The 14,308-nt window shown below is 49.4% G+C and carries 13 protein-coding genes; 9 read left to right on the top strand and 4 right to left on the bottom strand.

The window, feature by feature from the left end; all coding sequences use genetic code 11:
- Positions 1-112: 112 nt before the first annotated feature.
- On the bottom strand, positions 113-640 hold the full coding sequence (locus BWI93_RS24130) for a YfiT family bacillithiol transferase (protein WP_094816202.1): 528 nt from the start codon (positions 638-640) through the stop codon (positions 113-115).
- A 168-nt stretch (positions 641-808) separates the two neighbouring features.
- Entirely contained in the window at positions 809-1,039 is a 231-nt protein-coding gene (locus BWI93_RS24125) for a hypothetical protein (RefSeq protein ID WP_094816200.1), read from the bottom strand.
- Between the two features lie 254 nt (positions 1,040-1,293).
- On the opposite strand from BWI93_RS24125, the gene BWI93_RS24120 reads away from it, so the two are divergent.
- The 4 genes from BWI93_RS24120 (at position 1,294) to BWI93_RS24105 (ending at position 8,339) form a co-directional block, all read left to right on the top strand.
- The gene (locus tag BWI93_RS24120) at positions 1,294-2,898 is read left to right on the top strand and encodes a tetratricopeptide repeat protein (RefSeq protein WP_094816198.1); all 1,605 of its coding nucleotides are present in this window, start codon (positions 1,294-1,296) and stop codon (positions 2,896-2,898) included.
- A 281-nt stretch (positions 2,899-3,179) separates the two neighbouring features.
- A complete protein-coding gene (locus tag BWI93_RS24115; RefSeq protein WP_094816447.1) occupies positions 3,180-5,921 on the top strand; it encodes a TonB-dependent receptor in 2,742 nt (913 codons plus the stop codon).
- A 38-nt stretch (positions 5,922-5,959) separates the two neighbouring features.
- Entirely contained in the window at positions 5,960-7,216 is a 1,257-nt protein-coding gene (locus BWI93_RS24110; RefSeq protein WP_094816197.1) for a right-handed parallel beta-helix repeat-containing protein, read from the top strand.
- A 64-nt stretch (positions 7,217-7,280) separates the two neighbouring features.
- Positions 7,281-8,339 carry a phytase gene (locus tag BWI93_RS24105; RefSeq protein WP_094816195.1) on the top strand — a complete coding sequence of 353 codons (1,059 nt, stop codon included), beginning with the start codon at positions 7,281-7,283 and terminating at the stop codon, positions 8,337-8,339.
- 43 nt (positions 8,340-8,382) lie between these two features.
- Here BWI93_RS24105 and BWI93_RS24100 read toward each other — a convergent pair whose 3' ends face one another.
- Positions 8,383-9,255, bottom strand: a complete 873-nt coding sequence (locus BWI93_RS24100) for an aldose 1-epimerase family protein (RefSeq protein WP_094816193.1) — start codon at positions 9,253-9,255, stop codon at positions 8,383-8,385.
- Positions 9,256-9,561: 306 nt separating this feature from the next.
- Between BWI93_RS24100 and BWI93_RS29190 the strand changes: the two genes are divergently transcribed.
- The 5 genes from BWI93_RS29190 to rpsG all read left to right on the top strand — a co-directional run bounded on the left by BWI93_RS29190 (position 9,562) and on the right by rpsG (position 12,802).
- Positions 9,562-9,735 carry a hypothetical protein gene (locus BWI93_RS29190; protein ID WP_255158049.1) on the top strand — a complete coding sequence of 58 codons (174 nt, stop codon included), beginning with the start codon at positions 9,562-9,564 and terminating at the stop codon, positions 9,733-9,735.
- 32 nt (positions 9,736-9,767) lie between these two features.
- On the top strand, positions 9,768-10,319 hold the full coding sequence (locus BWI93_RS29185) for a PQQ-binding-like beta-propeller repeat protein (protein ID WP_255158048.1): 552 nt from the start codon (positions 9,768-9,770) through the stop codon (positions 10,317-10,319).
- Positions 10,316-11,665: a PQQ-binding-like beta-propeller repeat protein gene (locus tag BWI93_RS29180; protein WP_255158047.1), complete on the top strand. Its 1,350-nt coding sequence runs from the start codon at positions 10,316-10,318 to the stop codon at positions 11,663-11,665. Before BWI93_RS29185 ends, BWI93_RS29180 begins: the two co-directional genes overlap by 4 nt.
- A gap of 138 nt (positions 11,666-11,803) precedes the next feature.
- Positions 11,804-12,217 carry a 30S ribosomal protein S12 gene (gene rpsL, locus BWI93_RS24090; protein WP_094816445.1) on the top strand — a complete coding sequence of 138 codons (414 nt, stop codon included), beginning with the start codon at positions 11,804-11,806 and terminating at the stop codon, positions 12,215-12,217.
- 117 nt (positions 12,218-12,334) lie between these two features.
- The gene (gene rpsG / locus BWI93_RS24085) at positions 12,335-12,802 is read left to right on the top strand and encodes a 30S ribosomal protein S7 (RefSeq protein WP_094816191.1); all 468 of its coding nucleotides are present in this window, start codon (positions 12,335-12,337) and stop codon (positions 12,800-12,802) included.
- A gap of 428 nt (positions 12,803-13,230) precedes the next feature.
- Here rpsG and gldJ read toward each other — a convergent pair.
- Positions 13,231-14,308: gliding motility lipoprotein GldJ (gldJ, locus tag BWI93_RS24080; protein WP_141217584.1), on the bottom strand; the 1,078-nt coding region annotated here is incomplete at its 5' end.

Genomic DNA, 14,308 nt, shown 5'->3' with positions numbered 1-14,308 from the left:
CGTCACCTAACGTATGGTGTTCTTAACCGTTCACATGCGATCCTGGTAGGGAATTCTTCAATACTCTTCCTATACGATACAAAGGTTTTTAATGTTGAAAAGTTTTTGTATTTCACCAACCCATCCGCTCCCGCAGACTTGTAATATGAGCCAGATGATGCCGACTATGCCAGTCGTAGTTACCTAACTGGTAGTCCAGCGTCACGGATTGTTGTGAACCCGGATGGAAAAAAGTTTTCTGGTAATCGGCTTCCTGCATGGCCCGGAAGACATTCGTCCAGCGAACGTGTAGATGTTGTAGTAAATTCAGCGATTCCTGAATGGGCGTATGAAAGGTATCGCCCAGCTCCGCCCAGCGGGCTTCTTCGTAAGGTTTAATCGTCGGATTAGCTTCCGTCAGGGCAAGTTTCGTACGGATATACCCGTTCATGTGACTATCGGCTACGTGATGTACGACCTGACGGATGGTCCATCCCCCTTCACGATAGGGAATCTCCAGTAAATCTTCGGATAATCCTTCGACGGCTTGTTGATATTGACCCGGAATCAGAGCCAGATTGTTGATCAGTTGCGTACGCTGTTCGGGCGTGTAGGGGCCTTCGTAAGTAAAAGGACCGATGGGATAACGTAATTCGTCCATGGAAGTCAGATGGATTACTAGGTTTCAGGGGTAAACCTACGGGCTTCCGGGTCATTCTTCCTACTCCTGGGGGTAAAAAAGTAAAACGTACCGATGCTTCCGGGGCAAATCAGTACGTTTCGTTTTCATGGCATTCCAACGAGAAACACTCAGGTAATTGTTCATCCATCAGTTTTGATGTAAAAAATCCGTAAAATAAATCAGCTCTACTTCAAAGAACAGAGCCGTACCCTCCCGTACCGGATCAGACGTAATGGCGATGCACGGGTAATGTTCCGGCTTGGGAATGGGCAGCCATTCCGGGACCGAACACCCTGGGCTTTCTTCCTCGTGCTGAAGACTGGTCGCTAAGATGTGGCGGAGGTAATCTTCCTTGGTACGAACCAAAATCTTTTGCATACGCGTTCGTGTTTGGATAAAGGCGGAACCAGATGTTTTGTTTTTTTATTCAAATCCTGAACCAAAAGTGAGCAATATTCCAATATAAAACAAATTAAATAGACAAATTCTTTATTATTTATTCAAAAATCCTGAGTTGCTCTCTTTTCATTACCAGCTTCCTGATTTACCTGCTACTAGGTTGTTAACAATTTCATAATGCGATCAGCGTTTGAAAAAGCCCTAACTTCCAGGTTCAAACGAGCTGAAATCTGATGATTCTGACTGTATTTCGAGCCTGCCTGCTACTGATTTTCTGGACTTTACTTCCCCATACGGGCGAAAGCCTGCCGCCCCAACCCAGCAATTCCGATTCGCTGGTTTACCGTACCAAGCAACAATACGCCTTAGCCCTCGAATCCAATCAGCCCCTGATTGCGGCTAAAGCTCTGCAAACGTTGGGCCGTCTGTTTTTTCATGCCGGACAGTATCCGCAAGCCCTGGAATATTACTCGGAAGCAGCTAAGAAATTTGAACAACTTGGCGAGCAAACCCTACTGGCAGAAACCCACAACGCCCTGGGCGAGCTGTACTATTACAGCAAGCAGCCCAATCAGGCCCGGCAGGAGTACGAACAGGCTCTGGCTCTATTCCGAAAGACCTCGCACGCTTCGGGAGTAGCCCAAACCTACGGCAACATCGGCCATCTGTACGAAAAACGGCAACGGTATGACAGTGCCTTTTACTTTCAGCGAAAAGCTTTGCAGCAGTACGTAGCCGCCAACAATCAGGAAGGAACAGCGAAAATCTACGAAAACATGGGTAGCATTTTTGAAGATCTGGCCCGGTACGATTCGGCCCAGGTATACTTCCAGCGAGCCCTGAAGGTTAATCTGCAAACGAAAGATTCGCTACTGCGTATTGAAATTCTTAATAATCTGGGTGATGTGTTACGAAAAACCGGTCACCCGAAAGCAAGCCTCATGTACAGTCGGCAGGCGTACGAGCTAGCCCTGACAACCCACGAACGGCATTTCCTCAGCGGCACCAGCAACGACATCGGTAAGGCCTATCAACTGATGGGGCAGCATGACAGTGCCTACCACTACGTCGCTCTGAGCCGGGCGTTTGAAGCGGAGATTTATTCGCAGGAAAGCAGTCAGCAACTGGTACTGACGCAGGCCCTTTTCGATACGGAAAAAAAGAACCGGGAAATCGAGAAGCTGACCGACGAACGGCAATTCAACCAGCTCGTAACGGCAGCGGCTGTACTGGTATTACTCCTGCTGGTGGGCATCGTCACCCTGGCCTACAATCGGCAGAAGCTAAAGGTTCGCAACGAACAAACCCTGAGCCGACAGAATCAGCTGGTCTACGAAACCCAGCACGAACTCATGCTTTCGGAACTACGCAATAAGCAACTGGAAGAAGAACAATTAAAGCATGAATTAGCGACGCGTTCGAAAGAATTATCGACTCATATTCTACACATTATTCAGAAAAATGAATCCTTAGAACAGCTAAAAACCAGTCTTGAAAAATTAATCAAGGACGATAAACGAGATCATAAAAAGCAAATCAAGAAAATTGTTCAGCAGATCAATGACAGTTTTAGTCATGATCAATACTGGCTGGAGTTTAGCAGTACGTTTGAACAGGTTCATCACTCTTTTTTTGAAAAATTACGAACGTATTCGGATCAATTATCGACCTCGGATCTACGATTGATTGCATTATTAAAAATGAATTTGACCTCCGCCGACATTTCAACCTTACTGGGCATTTCGCCGGATAGCCTTCGGGTGACGCGATACCGGTTACGTAAAAAACTCAATCTGGAGTCGGGCGAGAGCCTGACGGCCTTCGTTCAGTCTCTTTAAGTGGCTTAACAGTTTGGTAATATTGGCGTAATAGAAACTTAATGGCGGTTTTGTAACGCATTAAACTACTGAATTTCAATAAATTATGCTCACTTTGTTAACACTGTTGCTTTTGTGCTAACGGCCTGATATTCTGCCTTGACTTCAGCCCTTGCTCCATTGCTTGACTATGGATTTTTCATCGTCCACCTTCGTATCGCCAACCGAAAAACGGGTCTTTCAGGCTTCGTATTCTCCGGTTGGTTTTCGCTTCGTTATTCAGCAGGCATTCGATGGGACAGATGTATCGTTTTCTACTTTTTATTACGCTTTGTTCGTTTTCTTCCTGGGCAGGAACGATTCGGGGAAAGGTTACGGAACTGGCTTCCGGCGAACCCGTAACCGGAGCCGTTGTTCGCTTAGTAAATACTTCTTTTCATGACGTATCGGGCCTGGATGGAAGTTATACACTTAAAAATATCCCCGCCGGAACGTATCAGCTTACCATTAGTTTTATTACCTACCAAACCATTACCAAAGAAATTCGTATTTCTGAAAATGAAACGCTCACTTTCGATACCGTTTTAACACCTTCGGAAAAACAGAATTTACAGGAAGTAATCGTTCGAACGGGACGCGAAGGAGCGAGCGACCAAACGGCCCGTCATCTCGAACGCTCCGCGGATCAGGTGCTGAATATCGTCTCCGGGCGAGCCATTCAACTCTCCCCCGACCTCACGGTTGCGAATGTCATCCAGCGGGTTTCGGGCGTATCGGTGGAGCGGAACAGCAACGGCGACGGGCAATACGCCATTGTCCGGGGCATGGACAAGCGGTATAACTATACGCTGGTGAATGGCGTGAAGATTCCGAGTCCGGATAACCGCTACCGCTACGTACCCCTCGATATTTTTCCTTCGGATCTGCTCGACCGTCTGGAAGTATACAAAGCCCTCACACCGAGTATGGAAGGTGATGCGATTGGCGGGGCCGTCAATCTGGTTATGAAAGACGCTCCCAGCCAGCGGGTGCTGACGGCCCATATTTCGACGGGTTACAGCGAGTTATTCATGAATCGACCCTTCCTGAGTTACGACTGGAAATCGGTAAACCTGAAATCGCCCTATGAATTAAAAGGCAATCAGTACAACGCCACTGCCGCAGACTTTTCAAAAGTTACCTCGACGTATACCAGGCAGTCACCGCCGCCGAATTTGCTGGGCGGGTTCTCCTGGGGAGATCGGTTTCTGAATCAAAAGCTCGGCATCATCATCGCCGGAAGTTATCAGAATACGTATCGGGGCAGTAACAGCTTGTTCTTCGATTCCGAAACGGTGGATACGCAACGCGGCGTGACGCTCACCAAGCTGAACGAGCGGCAGTATTCCGAACAACAGCAGCGGTACGGTTTGCATACCAAGGTGGACTATCGCCTGAATGGGCGGAATAAGGTTTCGCTTTATACGGCCCTGATTCATTTAACAAACAGTCAGATTCGGAATGTAAAATCCACGCAGTTAACCATTGGCGGTTACGATCCGGAAGCGGGTAATGCCACGCTTGGCTATTCGACCCGAAGCCGGGTTACGCGTCAACAGATTTTCACAAATACCCTACAGGGAAAACATCAGTTGAGTGACTCGTTCGACATCGACTGGTCCGCCGTATACTCCACCGCCCAAAATCAACAGCCCGATCAAACGCAGATTCCTTTACTGGGTGAACGGAAAAATTTTACGGAAAGACGCACGACCGTGCAGGATGCCTACCGCCGCTGGGAACATAACTCGGATACGGATCTGGCGGGGTATCTCAACCTTACGTATCGCTCCCGTTTCGGAAATACGCCCGTCGAGTGGAAAGCGGGCGGTTTATACCGCACGAAAGACCGTAGTAATTTTTACAATAACTACCAGCTTCGTCCCAGCAACTTGCTGGGCGTGTACGAAGAAGATTTCACATCCTACGACCAGATCAACTGGACCATTCAGAACCCCCGTGGCTCCGTAGGCAGTGCCTTAACTTATGATGCTTCCGAAAACACAACTTCTGGTTATGTACAGGCGAAAGTAACGCCCCTGAACTGGGAAATTCTGGGGGGAGTACGGGTGGAACATACCAATCAGGGTTACGAATTAAAAAACCAGATCGGCGAAGACCGTCCGACGGGAAATCAGGTGTACACGGACGTACTTCCCAGTCTGCATGTGAAGTACAAGTCGAACGCCCAAACGAACTGGCGGGCTTCGTACTTCCGCTCCCTCAACCGTCCGGGCTATTTCGAAATTGTTCCCTATAACGTGGTTCTGGAAGAATATCAGGAACGCGGAAATCCGGATTTGAAACGGGCCATTGCCGACAACATCGACGTGCGGTACGAGCATTTCCCGAATGCAACGGATCAGTTCATGGTGGGCCTGTTTTACAAGTACATCCAAAACCCTATCGAGTATACGCTTCAGCGGGATCCGGTTCGTGGCCAGTCGATCATTTATACGCCGGGTAACTTTGGCAATGCTCATAATACCGGGCTTGAACTGGATTACATCCGGTATTTCCGCCAGTTTGGTATCAAGGCGAACTATACCTATACGCTTTCCCGGATTACCTCGGCCAAATTCATGCGTATTCGAAATGAAAACGGCGATTTAGAACCCCGGTACGTCGATCAGACGCGTCCGCTCTACGGCCAGTCGGCTCACATTGCCAACCTGACCGTCCTGTACAAAAATCGCGGATGGGATGCTCAGCTGGCGGGAAGCTACACGGGTGAGCGAATCAATACCGTTTCGCAATTCCTGGATAATGATCTCTGGCAAAAGGGCTTTCTGCAAATGGATGCTTCGCTCGAAAAAGCCATTGGATCGAAACTGGTGCTGTTCGCTAAAGCAAATAACCTGCTCAACACGCCGCTGGAAGTGTACATTAAAAACACCGAAGCGGTTAATCAGGGCCTGCCGCATCAAACCGAAGCGGGCAAAACCCTCATCCGGCGGGACTACTATCAACGCAGCTATTTACTCGGATTACGCTTCAAACTCTAGCATTCAGTCTTTCCAAAATCTTTCAAATCAAAACCATCATGAACAAGCTGTTTGTTGCCGCTGGCCTCGCCATGGCTCTGTTAACCAGTTGTAGTAAAAATTCAGAAGACACGCAGGTAACGCCCGCTCCTACGGAAACCAGCGTAACGGGTAACGTAGAAGGAATCTGGAAAAAAGGGAACACCTATAAAGTGACGGGTCACCTGCAAGTTCCCGAAGGCAAATCCCTGACGATTGAAGAAGGCGTTACTGTTTTGATGAGCGATTCCATCGTGAAACCCGAGATTCTCATTCGGGGTAATCTGTACAGCTTAGGTACCGCCGAAAATCCAGTGAAATTCACCGTTCCCGATGCCTGGAAAACCTCCGCCAATCTATTCGGTAACCTCTGGGGCGGACTTATCGCCGGTCCTGCGAGCACGGAACTGGTACTGAAAAATACAATTCTGGAATACGGTGGAGCCGTGACTACCGAAGAGTCGCCTTCGGTGAAAGCCCAGTTGTACAAAGCGGCAGCGGGCGAACACGTCCCCGTACTGTATACGTCGAACACGGCCTCCAAAGTGGTCGTCACGAATAGCATCATTCGTAACTTCAACGAAGACGGCTTTTACCTGGAAGGTGGTAAGGTACTCATCACCAACAACACGTTCCACACGACGGGCGTTTCGGGCGGCGAAGCCATCAACATCAAATCGGGTGTACAGGCAGAAATCGCGTTTAACCTGATTTACAGTCCCAACACCAATGCCCTGAAACTTTCCAACGGGGGCGATAAAACACCGCAAGCATACGTAATCGCCTACAACAACACCATCGTGAACGCGGGCTGGAGACGACCCACGATTAAAGGCGGTTCAATCTGGCTGGAAAAAACGGTTCGGGCCGACGTGTACAATAACCTGCTTGTGAATGACCGTTTCGGCATCAAACGCGACAAAGGGGCTCCGGAAGATACGCGTTCGGTGATTGCCAACAATTACTACTACGGCTACACGCAAACGGGTGTCGATCAATTCCAGCCTTCGACGGAAATTGTAAAAGGTACGAACGACATTCTGGGTACCAAAGCGGGGGATAACGATCCGAAGCTCGTGAACTATCCGCTCTCCACGGCTAGCCTGAATGCCGCGTACACGACCTCCTGGGATTTCCACCTGCAGGCGGGTTCTCCGGCCCTGGGTAAAGGCAAAACGGACTTTACCCGTTTGTACAAAAGCGGTCTAAGCGTCAACGGCGTTACCTATACATCCCCCGAACCGGCTTCTTACATCGGAGCCTTCGGTACGAAGTAAGTTTTTACCAGTCCCCAGGTTAGCCTCGTCTTTCCTGGGGACTTTTTGTATCCATTCATCGCGTATGTTTCTGAAAACGAGTAGTCTACTAGTAGCGAGTCTGGCCTTGCTGGCGAGCTGTCAACGGCCCAAAACCTCCCGTCAGGCGGTAAAGCCCTTATATGTAACGGAAAAAGTAGCCCACGATTCCGATGATCCGGCGGTATGGATTAACCCGCAGGACCCGGCGAAAAGTCTGATCATTGGTACGGACAAAGACGCCGATGGTGGCCTGTACGTATTCAATCTTCAGGGAAAAATTCAGCAGAAAGTTGGCGGTCTGCAACGTCCCAATAATGTTGACATTGAGTATGGATTGATGCTGAACGAAAAGGCTACGGATATTGCCGTCACCACCGAACGCATGACGCACAAGCTGCGGATTTTTTCCTTACCGGAAATGAAGCCCTTAGATAACGGCGGCATTCCCGTTTTCGAAGGCGAAACCCAGCCCGATTACCGCGATCTGATGGGTATTTCGATGTACAAAAACAAGCAGGGCGTGATCTACGCCATTGTGGGCCGAAAAACGGGTCCGACGACGGGCGGGTATCTCTGGCAGTATCGCCTTGACGACGACGGAACGGGGCACATCAAAGCCACCCTGGTCCGGAAATTCGGAACGTACAGTGGACTGAAAGAAATCGAATCCATCGCCGTGGACGATAAGCTGGGTTACGTGTACTATTCCGACGAAGGCAAGGGCGTTCGCCAGTACTATGCGGATCCGGAAAAAGGCAATGAAGAACTGGCTTTGTTTGCGACCGAGAATTTCAAACAGGATCACGAAGGCATTTCGATTTACGAGCTAACGGACAGTACGGGTTACATCCTCGTGTCCGATCAGGGAGCGAATCGTTTCCAGATTTTCAGCCGGGAAGGAACGCCGGAACGCCCCTTCGAGCACAAACTCCTGAAAACCATTGACGTGCGGGCCATGGAAAGCGATGGGTCGGACATGGTTTCGGTTCCACTCAACCAGGATTTCAAACACGGTCTGTTCGTGGTCATGAGTACAGATCGAACGTTTCATCTGTACCGCTGGGAGGACATCGCGGGACCAGAGTTGAAGCTTCGTCCGTAAAACAAGATGCCGACCTCAGGGTCGGCATCTTTTGGTTTCTGCGTTAGGAAACGGTTACGCTCCAGGTTCGTTTGCATTCTTCCCCGGCCGCCAGTCGGGTAATCCCTTCCTTCGTGGCCAGTTGCTGATCGTGATCGACGCTGTCGGCAATACCGCACCAGGGTTCGATACAGATAAAGGGAGCCTGCGGAGCTGCCCAGATACCCAGGTAGGGGAACTCGCCAAAGTCAAACGACAACTGATAGGGCGTATGATCAGACTTCAAGATTACCGACGTCGATTTCAGATGTTTGAAAACCAGAGCATCCTGAGCAAACAGTTCGTGCGATAAGGCAATCCGATTGGTGTTCTCGGCTACTGGCGTAGGTTCCCGATCAATCAGTCCACCCTCAGCCAACGGCCAGCGGTTGAAATCTTCGGTTTCGTTGAATTCCAGGTAATAGTCGGTGTACTGCGTTTCGGGCGTGAGTGGTACGCGGAAAGCCGGGTGTCCTCCTACTGAGAACAACATTTCTTTTGAGTCGTGGTTACTTACCTGATACTGTACACTGAGTTCATTTTCCAGCAACGTATACTTGATTCGTAAGCGAAACTCAAAAGGGTAAACGGCCTGCGTATCAGCGTTGCTTTTCAGCAAAAAGGTTAGCGAATGTTCGCTTTCCTGTTCCAGTTCAAAGTCCATATCCCGGGCAAACCCGTGCCGACTTAGCGTATACGACTTTCCGTCGTAGAGATACTGATTGTCTTTCAATGCTCCTACAATCGGGAATAAGATGGGAGAATGCTTGGCCCAGTAGGCCGGATCGCCGCTCCACAGATATTCCAGATGCGTAGACTTATTATATATGCTTACCAGCTCGGCCCCTTTCTGCCGAACGGATACTTTCACTGATTCATTTTCCAGGAAAAAAGTCATCGATTTTATGTTTAGATCCGTAGTCGCGTTAAACTTCCGAAGTTTACAGGCAAAAATCCTTTCCACAAGCGGTAAGGGCTTTTTATTCGGGGAATGGTAGTCTTTGTGAGGGGATGATTCCACTTGGGTTTCGGATGAAATGAGCGTTTGCGATGTCCCACTTGCTTTCTACCAGATTATGGGTGAACGCATCTATACACCCTCGTTTTTTAATAGAGGCTCTCAAACTTTAAATCATCAAACTATTTTTCAAAATACGCGTATCTTCGAAGTCACTTATCAAATTATCACCGCCTCTACACGCGTATGAATCGCTTTCCTCGCTGGTTGCTGTTGCTCGGCCTGGCTATTCCTTTTTTAACCATACCGACCCTGGTACTGACTATTCGGAATGGAACACCTACGGCGGTCACGCTGACGCTTCCCGGTATTCGTCCCTCACCCAGATTACGCCCGAAAACGTCTCCAAGCTTCAATTAGCCTGGGAATACCATACGGGACAGCCCGGACAGATGCAATGCCAGCCCATTGCCATTAACGGTACGCTTTACTTCACTACAGCGAATATCAATGTCGTGGCGGTAGCTGGGGCGACGGGTAAAGAACGTTGGCGAACCGATCTTTCGGACTACTGGAAGGGAGAAAATGCCTGGGCGGGAACCAACCGGGGTGTTACGTATTGGAAAGAGGGTGAGGACCAACGCATTTTTGTTTCTGCCGGACCGAATCTGTTTTGTCTGGATGCCCGTACTGGCAAACCCGTAGAAAGCTTTGGCTCGCAGGGCAAGATTGACTTGCAGGAAGATCTGGACTACGATCAAAAATCATTCTTTATCGTTTCCAATACACCCGGTATTATTTACAAGGATGTGATCATCATGGGGATGCGGCTGTCGGAAGGATTAGACGCGGCTCCTGGTCACGTACGGGCGTATGATGTACGTACGGGCAAACGTCGCTGGATTTTCCATACCATTCCTAAACCCGGTGAATTCGGCTACGATACCTGGCAAGACAAGCGAAACTTCCCTTCATTGGGGGCGTTAACAACTGGGCGGGCATGAGTCTGGACGAAAAGCGGGGGATCGTTTACGTCCCTACCGGCTCGGCTACCTACGATTTTTACGGGGGATACCGGAAAGGGAAAAACCTCTTTGCCAACTGCATCCTTGCTTTGGATGCCGCAACGGGTAAACGCATCTGGCATTACCAAACGGTGCACCATGATCTCTGGGATCGGGACTTGCCAGCCAATCCAAACTTGGTAACCTTCCAGAAGGACGGTCAGCTCGTAGAAGCCGTAGCTCAGATTACCAAGCACGGGTTTGTGTTTGTACTGGATCGGGCTACGGGAAAACCCGTTTATCCCATTCCGGAGAAGTCGGTACCAATGGCCTCCGAACTGGCGGGTGAACAGACCTGGCCTACGCAGCCCATGCCCAGCTGGCCCGAACCCTTCATGCGACAGGCGTTTCACGAAAAAGACATCATTGATCTTTCGAAAGAACATCATTCGGAAATTCTGGAACGTTTTCGTACGCTCAAAAACGGAGCGAATACGATGTGGGAGCCACCGAGTCTGAAGGGAGCGGTCCTGTTTCCTGGCTTCGATGGCGGGGGTGAATGGGGGGGAGCGGCTTTCGATCCGGAAAGTCAGTATCTCTACGTGAATGCCAACGAAATGCCCTGGACGGTCACCATGGTGGAAAATAAACCCACGGGCAACGTCGGACAACAACTCTACGCCAGCAACTGTGCCAACTGCCACGGGCTGGATCGTAAGGGCAATGGCTCGATTCCAGCGATTGATCAGGTCGAGGCGAAGTACAAACCCAGCGATCTGGCGACTTTACTAAAAACGGGACGGGGCGGTATGCCTTCGTTTAATCACCTCTCCGAAAGCAATCGAAGCGAATTAGTGGCTTTCCTTCTGAAGAAAGGCTCCGAGAAGAAGGAAGTGGAAGCAAAAACCTCGGCTTTGACCCCACCTTATCTAATGACGGGATACAGTCGCTTTACTACGAAAGATGGTTATCCGGGCATCAAACCGCCCTGGGGCACCCTGAATGCCATTGATCTCAATACGGGAAAGATTGCCTGGAAAGTACCGCTGGGTGAGTACGCGGCTTTAAAAGCGAAGGGTATACCTGCTACGGGGACGGAAAACTACGGAGGCCCTGCGGTTACGGCGGGTGGCGTACTCTTCATTGCGGCTACGAAAGACGAGAAATTCCGGGCCTTCGACAAAAAGACAGGCCGACTGCTGTGGGAAACCTCCCTTCCCGCTGCCGGTTATGCGACGCCCTGCGTCTATCAGGTCGATGGCAAACAGTATGTAGTCATTGCGGCAGGCGGCAATAAAGTGGGTACTAAACCCGGTGACAGTTATCTGGCTTTTGCCTTACCTTGATGGGGTAATCGCTTGGTACTCTGGCTACTTTATGCCTGATTGGAACTAAAAAAACGTGTTTTGGTTTGTCTTTGTTCTGAAAAGTGGCTACTTTTGCAGTCCGTTTTTCAAGACGAACCATTTTTTATTTTTTATATCATGCCTACTATTTCACAATTAGTACGTAAGGGTCGTGAGCGAGTGACTTGGAAATCAAAGTCTCCTGCTTTGGACGCTTGCCCTCAAAAACGCGGTGTGTGTACGCGGGTGTACACCACGACGCCGAAGAAGCCTAACTCTGCTCTTCGTAAAGTAGCTCGTGTACGTTTGTCACATGGTAAAGAGGTGAACGCCTATATCCCAGGTGAAGGACACAACCTTCAGGAACACTCGATCGTATTGATCCGTGGTGGCCGGGTGAAAGACCTTCCAGGGGTACGTTACCACATTATCCGTGGTGCATTGGATACTGCTGGTGTTAAAGGTCGTATGCAAGCTCGTTCGAAATACGGTGCCAAACGCCCGAAACCCGGACAAGCAGCTGCCGCTCCCGCAAAAGGTAAGAAGAAGTAATTTTCTTCGCATCATTCAGTCGGAACGGCTGAGTGCTTAAATTCATCGAGAATGCAGTAAGCCACTGTTACGGGCAGAAGCGACGCGTTCTCACCACCATTCAAACGTAACTTAGTCATGCGTAAGGCAAAACCAAAAAAACGCTACGTATTACCGGACCCTAAATTCAAGGAGACGCTCGTAACGAAATTTGTTAACAACCTCATGTACGAGGGCAAGAAATCTACCGCGTATTCCATCTTCTACGGTGCTCTGGATTTAGTAGAGAACCGCACCAAAGAAAGTGGTCTGGAGATTTTCAAAAAAGCGTTGAACAACGTAATGCCTACAGTAGAAGTGAAAAGCCGCCGGGTCGGTGGTGCTACTTTCCAGGTTCCTACTGAAGTTCGTCCCGATCGTAAACAGTCCGTAGGCATGAAATGGCTGATTAAATACGCTCGTGGCCGTAACGAAAAGACCATGGTAGAACGTCTGGCTGGCGAAATCGTTGCTGCTTCCAAAGGCGAAGGTGCCGCTGTGAAGAAGAAAGACGATACGCACCGGATGGCAGAAGCCAACAAGGCTTTCTCTCACTTCCGCGTTTAGTACGGAGGAAATATATTTCCAGAAAAGAGCTGCAAACTCCGGTTTGCGGCTCTTTTTGGTTTCAGGAGGTTAAAGTGGGTTTAATAATTGTTTGAAAAGGTTTAAAGTTTGAGTTGACATTAAAGGTCTGATGGTAGACCTTAGCTTACGCTTTACAAAGCCTAATACATAATCACAAACCAACTCCGAAGGAGTTCAATTTAAATAGCCCAGGGGCAACAACCCTGGGAAGATTGTACAAACCCGACAAAAATTAAACGCTAAATCTATCCGCCTCTTACTCCAGCCAATCCATAGGGTATCGTCTTTAAACTTCAAACTAATTCAACCCTTACTTAAACCTTTTCAAAATCCCTCTCCCCAAACCCCACAAAAAAAAGCCACCCAGGCGGGCAGCTTCTTTTCAACTAAACTGGAAATTAAACTTATTATCGTTTGCGACCCGAAGCGATCATCGAGCAACGGAAACCAATGGTAGCCGTAGCCGAATCCTGATCCATGTAGCGACGGGTACCCGGAGCCAGCCAGTAAGCGATGTCCGCCCAGGAGCCTCCTTTGTACACCCGCGTACGGTTATCGAGCAGCGAGTTGTTATCTTTTTTACCGTAGTTCTTTTCGTCATCCAGATAGCCATCGCGACGAACAGGGTTCAGGTCATTAAACGTCTGGAACGTGGTTGGACGGTACACATCCCATACCCACTCGTTGACGTTACCGGCCATATTATACAAACCAAAGTCATTCGGAGGATACGAGTAGACTTCATCCGTAATGATAGCACCGTCATTGGTTTTACCCGCAATACCGGCATAATCCCCGCGACCACGTTTGTAGTTGGCTAGCATCGTACCTTTCTTCCGGCCTGAGCTTTTTCGCATCGAAGAACCATCCCAGGGATAAATCCGCTGATTCGATTGGTTTTCATCCAGGTACTGCGTTCCGATCAGAGCTTTAGCCGCATACTCCCATTCGGCTTCCGTTGGCAGACGGTAGTTGGGTAGTACGTAACCCGTTTCGATAGCGGCACGACCCCCTGAGTATTGTTTGGAAGCTGCTTCTGCCGTAGCATCCGTTGCCGCCTCTTCACCTTTTTTCTTACGTCCGGCTTTTTTACCACCGCTGGTTGCTTTGCGAGCCAGATCGTTATTAACGGCTCCCGTACGCCAGGCCGAGTAATCCTGAGCCTGTACCCACGATACGCCTACGACTGGATACATCCGGAAACCGGGGTACCGTAGGTATTGATCTACGTAGGTATCATTGAATGCCATTTCACCCGCCCAAACTGTGGTATCGGGCAGAGCCGATTCGTAAAACTCCTGCGAAGAATCTTTCTGAACCGCGTAAAGGTATTCCAAGTAGTGAACGTTGGCAATTTCGGTTTCATCCATAAAAAAGGATTGTACCGTTACCGTACGCTCTACGTTATCGTGCACCCCTGCCACATCTTCTTCCAGCGAGCCCATCACAAAACGACCGCCTTCGATATACACCAGGTTCGGTCCG

Source organism: Siphonobacter sp. BAB-5385 (assembly GCF_002261125.1).
Taxonomy (GTDB): Bacteria; Bacteroidota; Bacteroidia; order Cytophagales; family Spirosomataceae; genus Siphonobacter.
This window is presented reverse-complemented; position numbering and strand designations above follow the sequence as displayed.

What these genes read in the sequence shown, in the direction of transcription:
- BWI93_RS29180 (WP_255158047.1), top strand. Translation starts at nt 10,316, where the DNA reads ATGAGTCTGGACGAAAAGCGGGGGATCGTTTACGTCCCTACCGGCTCG.
- BWI93_RS24130 (WP_094816202.1), bottom strand. Translation starts at nt 640, where the DNA reads ATGGACGAATTACGTTATCCCATCGGTCCTTTTACTTACGAAGGCCCC.
- rpsL (WP_094816445.1), top strand. Translation starts at nt 11,804, where the DNA reads ATGCCTACTATTTCACAATTAGTACGTAAGGGTCGTGAGCGAGTGACT.
- rpsG (WP_094816191.1), top strand. Translation starts at nt 12,335, where the DNA reads ATGCGTAAGGCAAAACCAAAAAAACGCTACGTATTACCGGACCCTAAA.
- BWI93_RS29185 (WP_255158048.1), top strand. Translation starts at nt 9,768, where the DNA reads ATGCAATGCCAGCCCATTGCCATTAACGGTACGCTTTACTTCACTACA.
- BWI93_RS24125 (WP_094816200.1), bottom strand. Translation starts at nt 1,039, where the DNA reads ATGCAAAAGATTTTGGTTCGTACCAAGGAAGATTACCTCCGCCACATC.
- BWI93_RS24120 (WP_094816198.1), top strand. Translation starts at nt 1,294, where the DNA reads ATGATTCTGACTGTATTTCGAGCCTGCCTGCTACTGATTTTCTGGACT.
- BWI93_RS24115 (WP_094816447.1), top strand. Translation starts at nt 3,180, where the DNA reads ATGTATCGTTTTCTACTTTTTATTACGCTTTGTTCGTTTTCTTCCTGG.
- BWI93_RS24110 (WP_094816197.1), top strand. Translation starts at nt 5,960, where the DNA reads ATGAACAAGCTGTTTGTTGCCGCTGGCCTCGCCATGGCTCTGTTAACC.
- BWI93_RS24105 (WP_094816195.1), top strand. Translation starts at nt 7,281, where the DNA reads ATGTTTCTGAAAACGAGTAGTCTACTAGTAGCGAGTCTGGCCTTGCTG.
- BWI93_RS29190 (WP_255158049.1), top strand. Translation starts at nt 9,562, where the DNA reads ATGAATCGCTTTCCTCGCTGGTTGCTGTTGCTCGGCCTGGCTATTCCT.
- BWI93_RS24100 (WP_094816193.1), bottom strand. Translation starts at nt 9,255, where the DNA reads ATGACTTTTTTCCTGGAAAATGAATCAGTGAAAGTATCCGTTCGGCAG.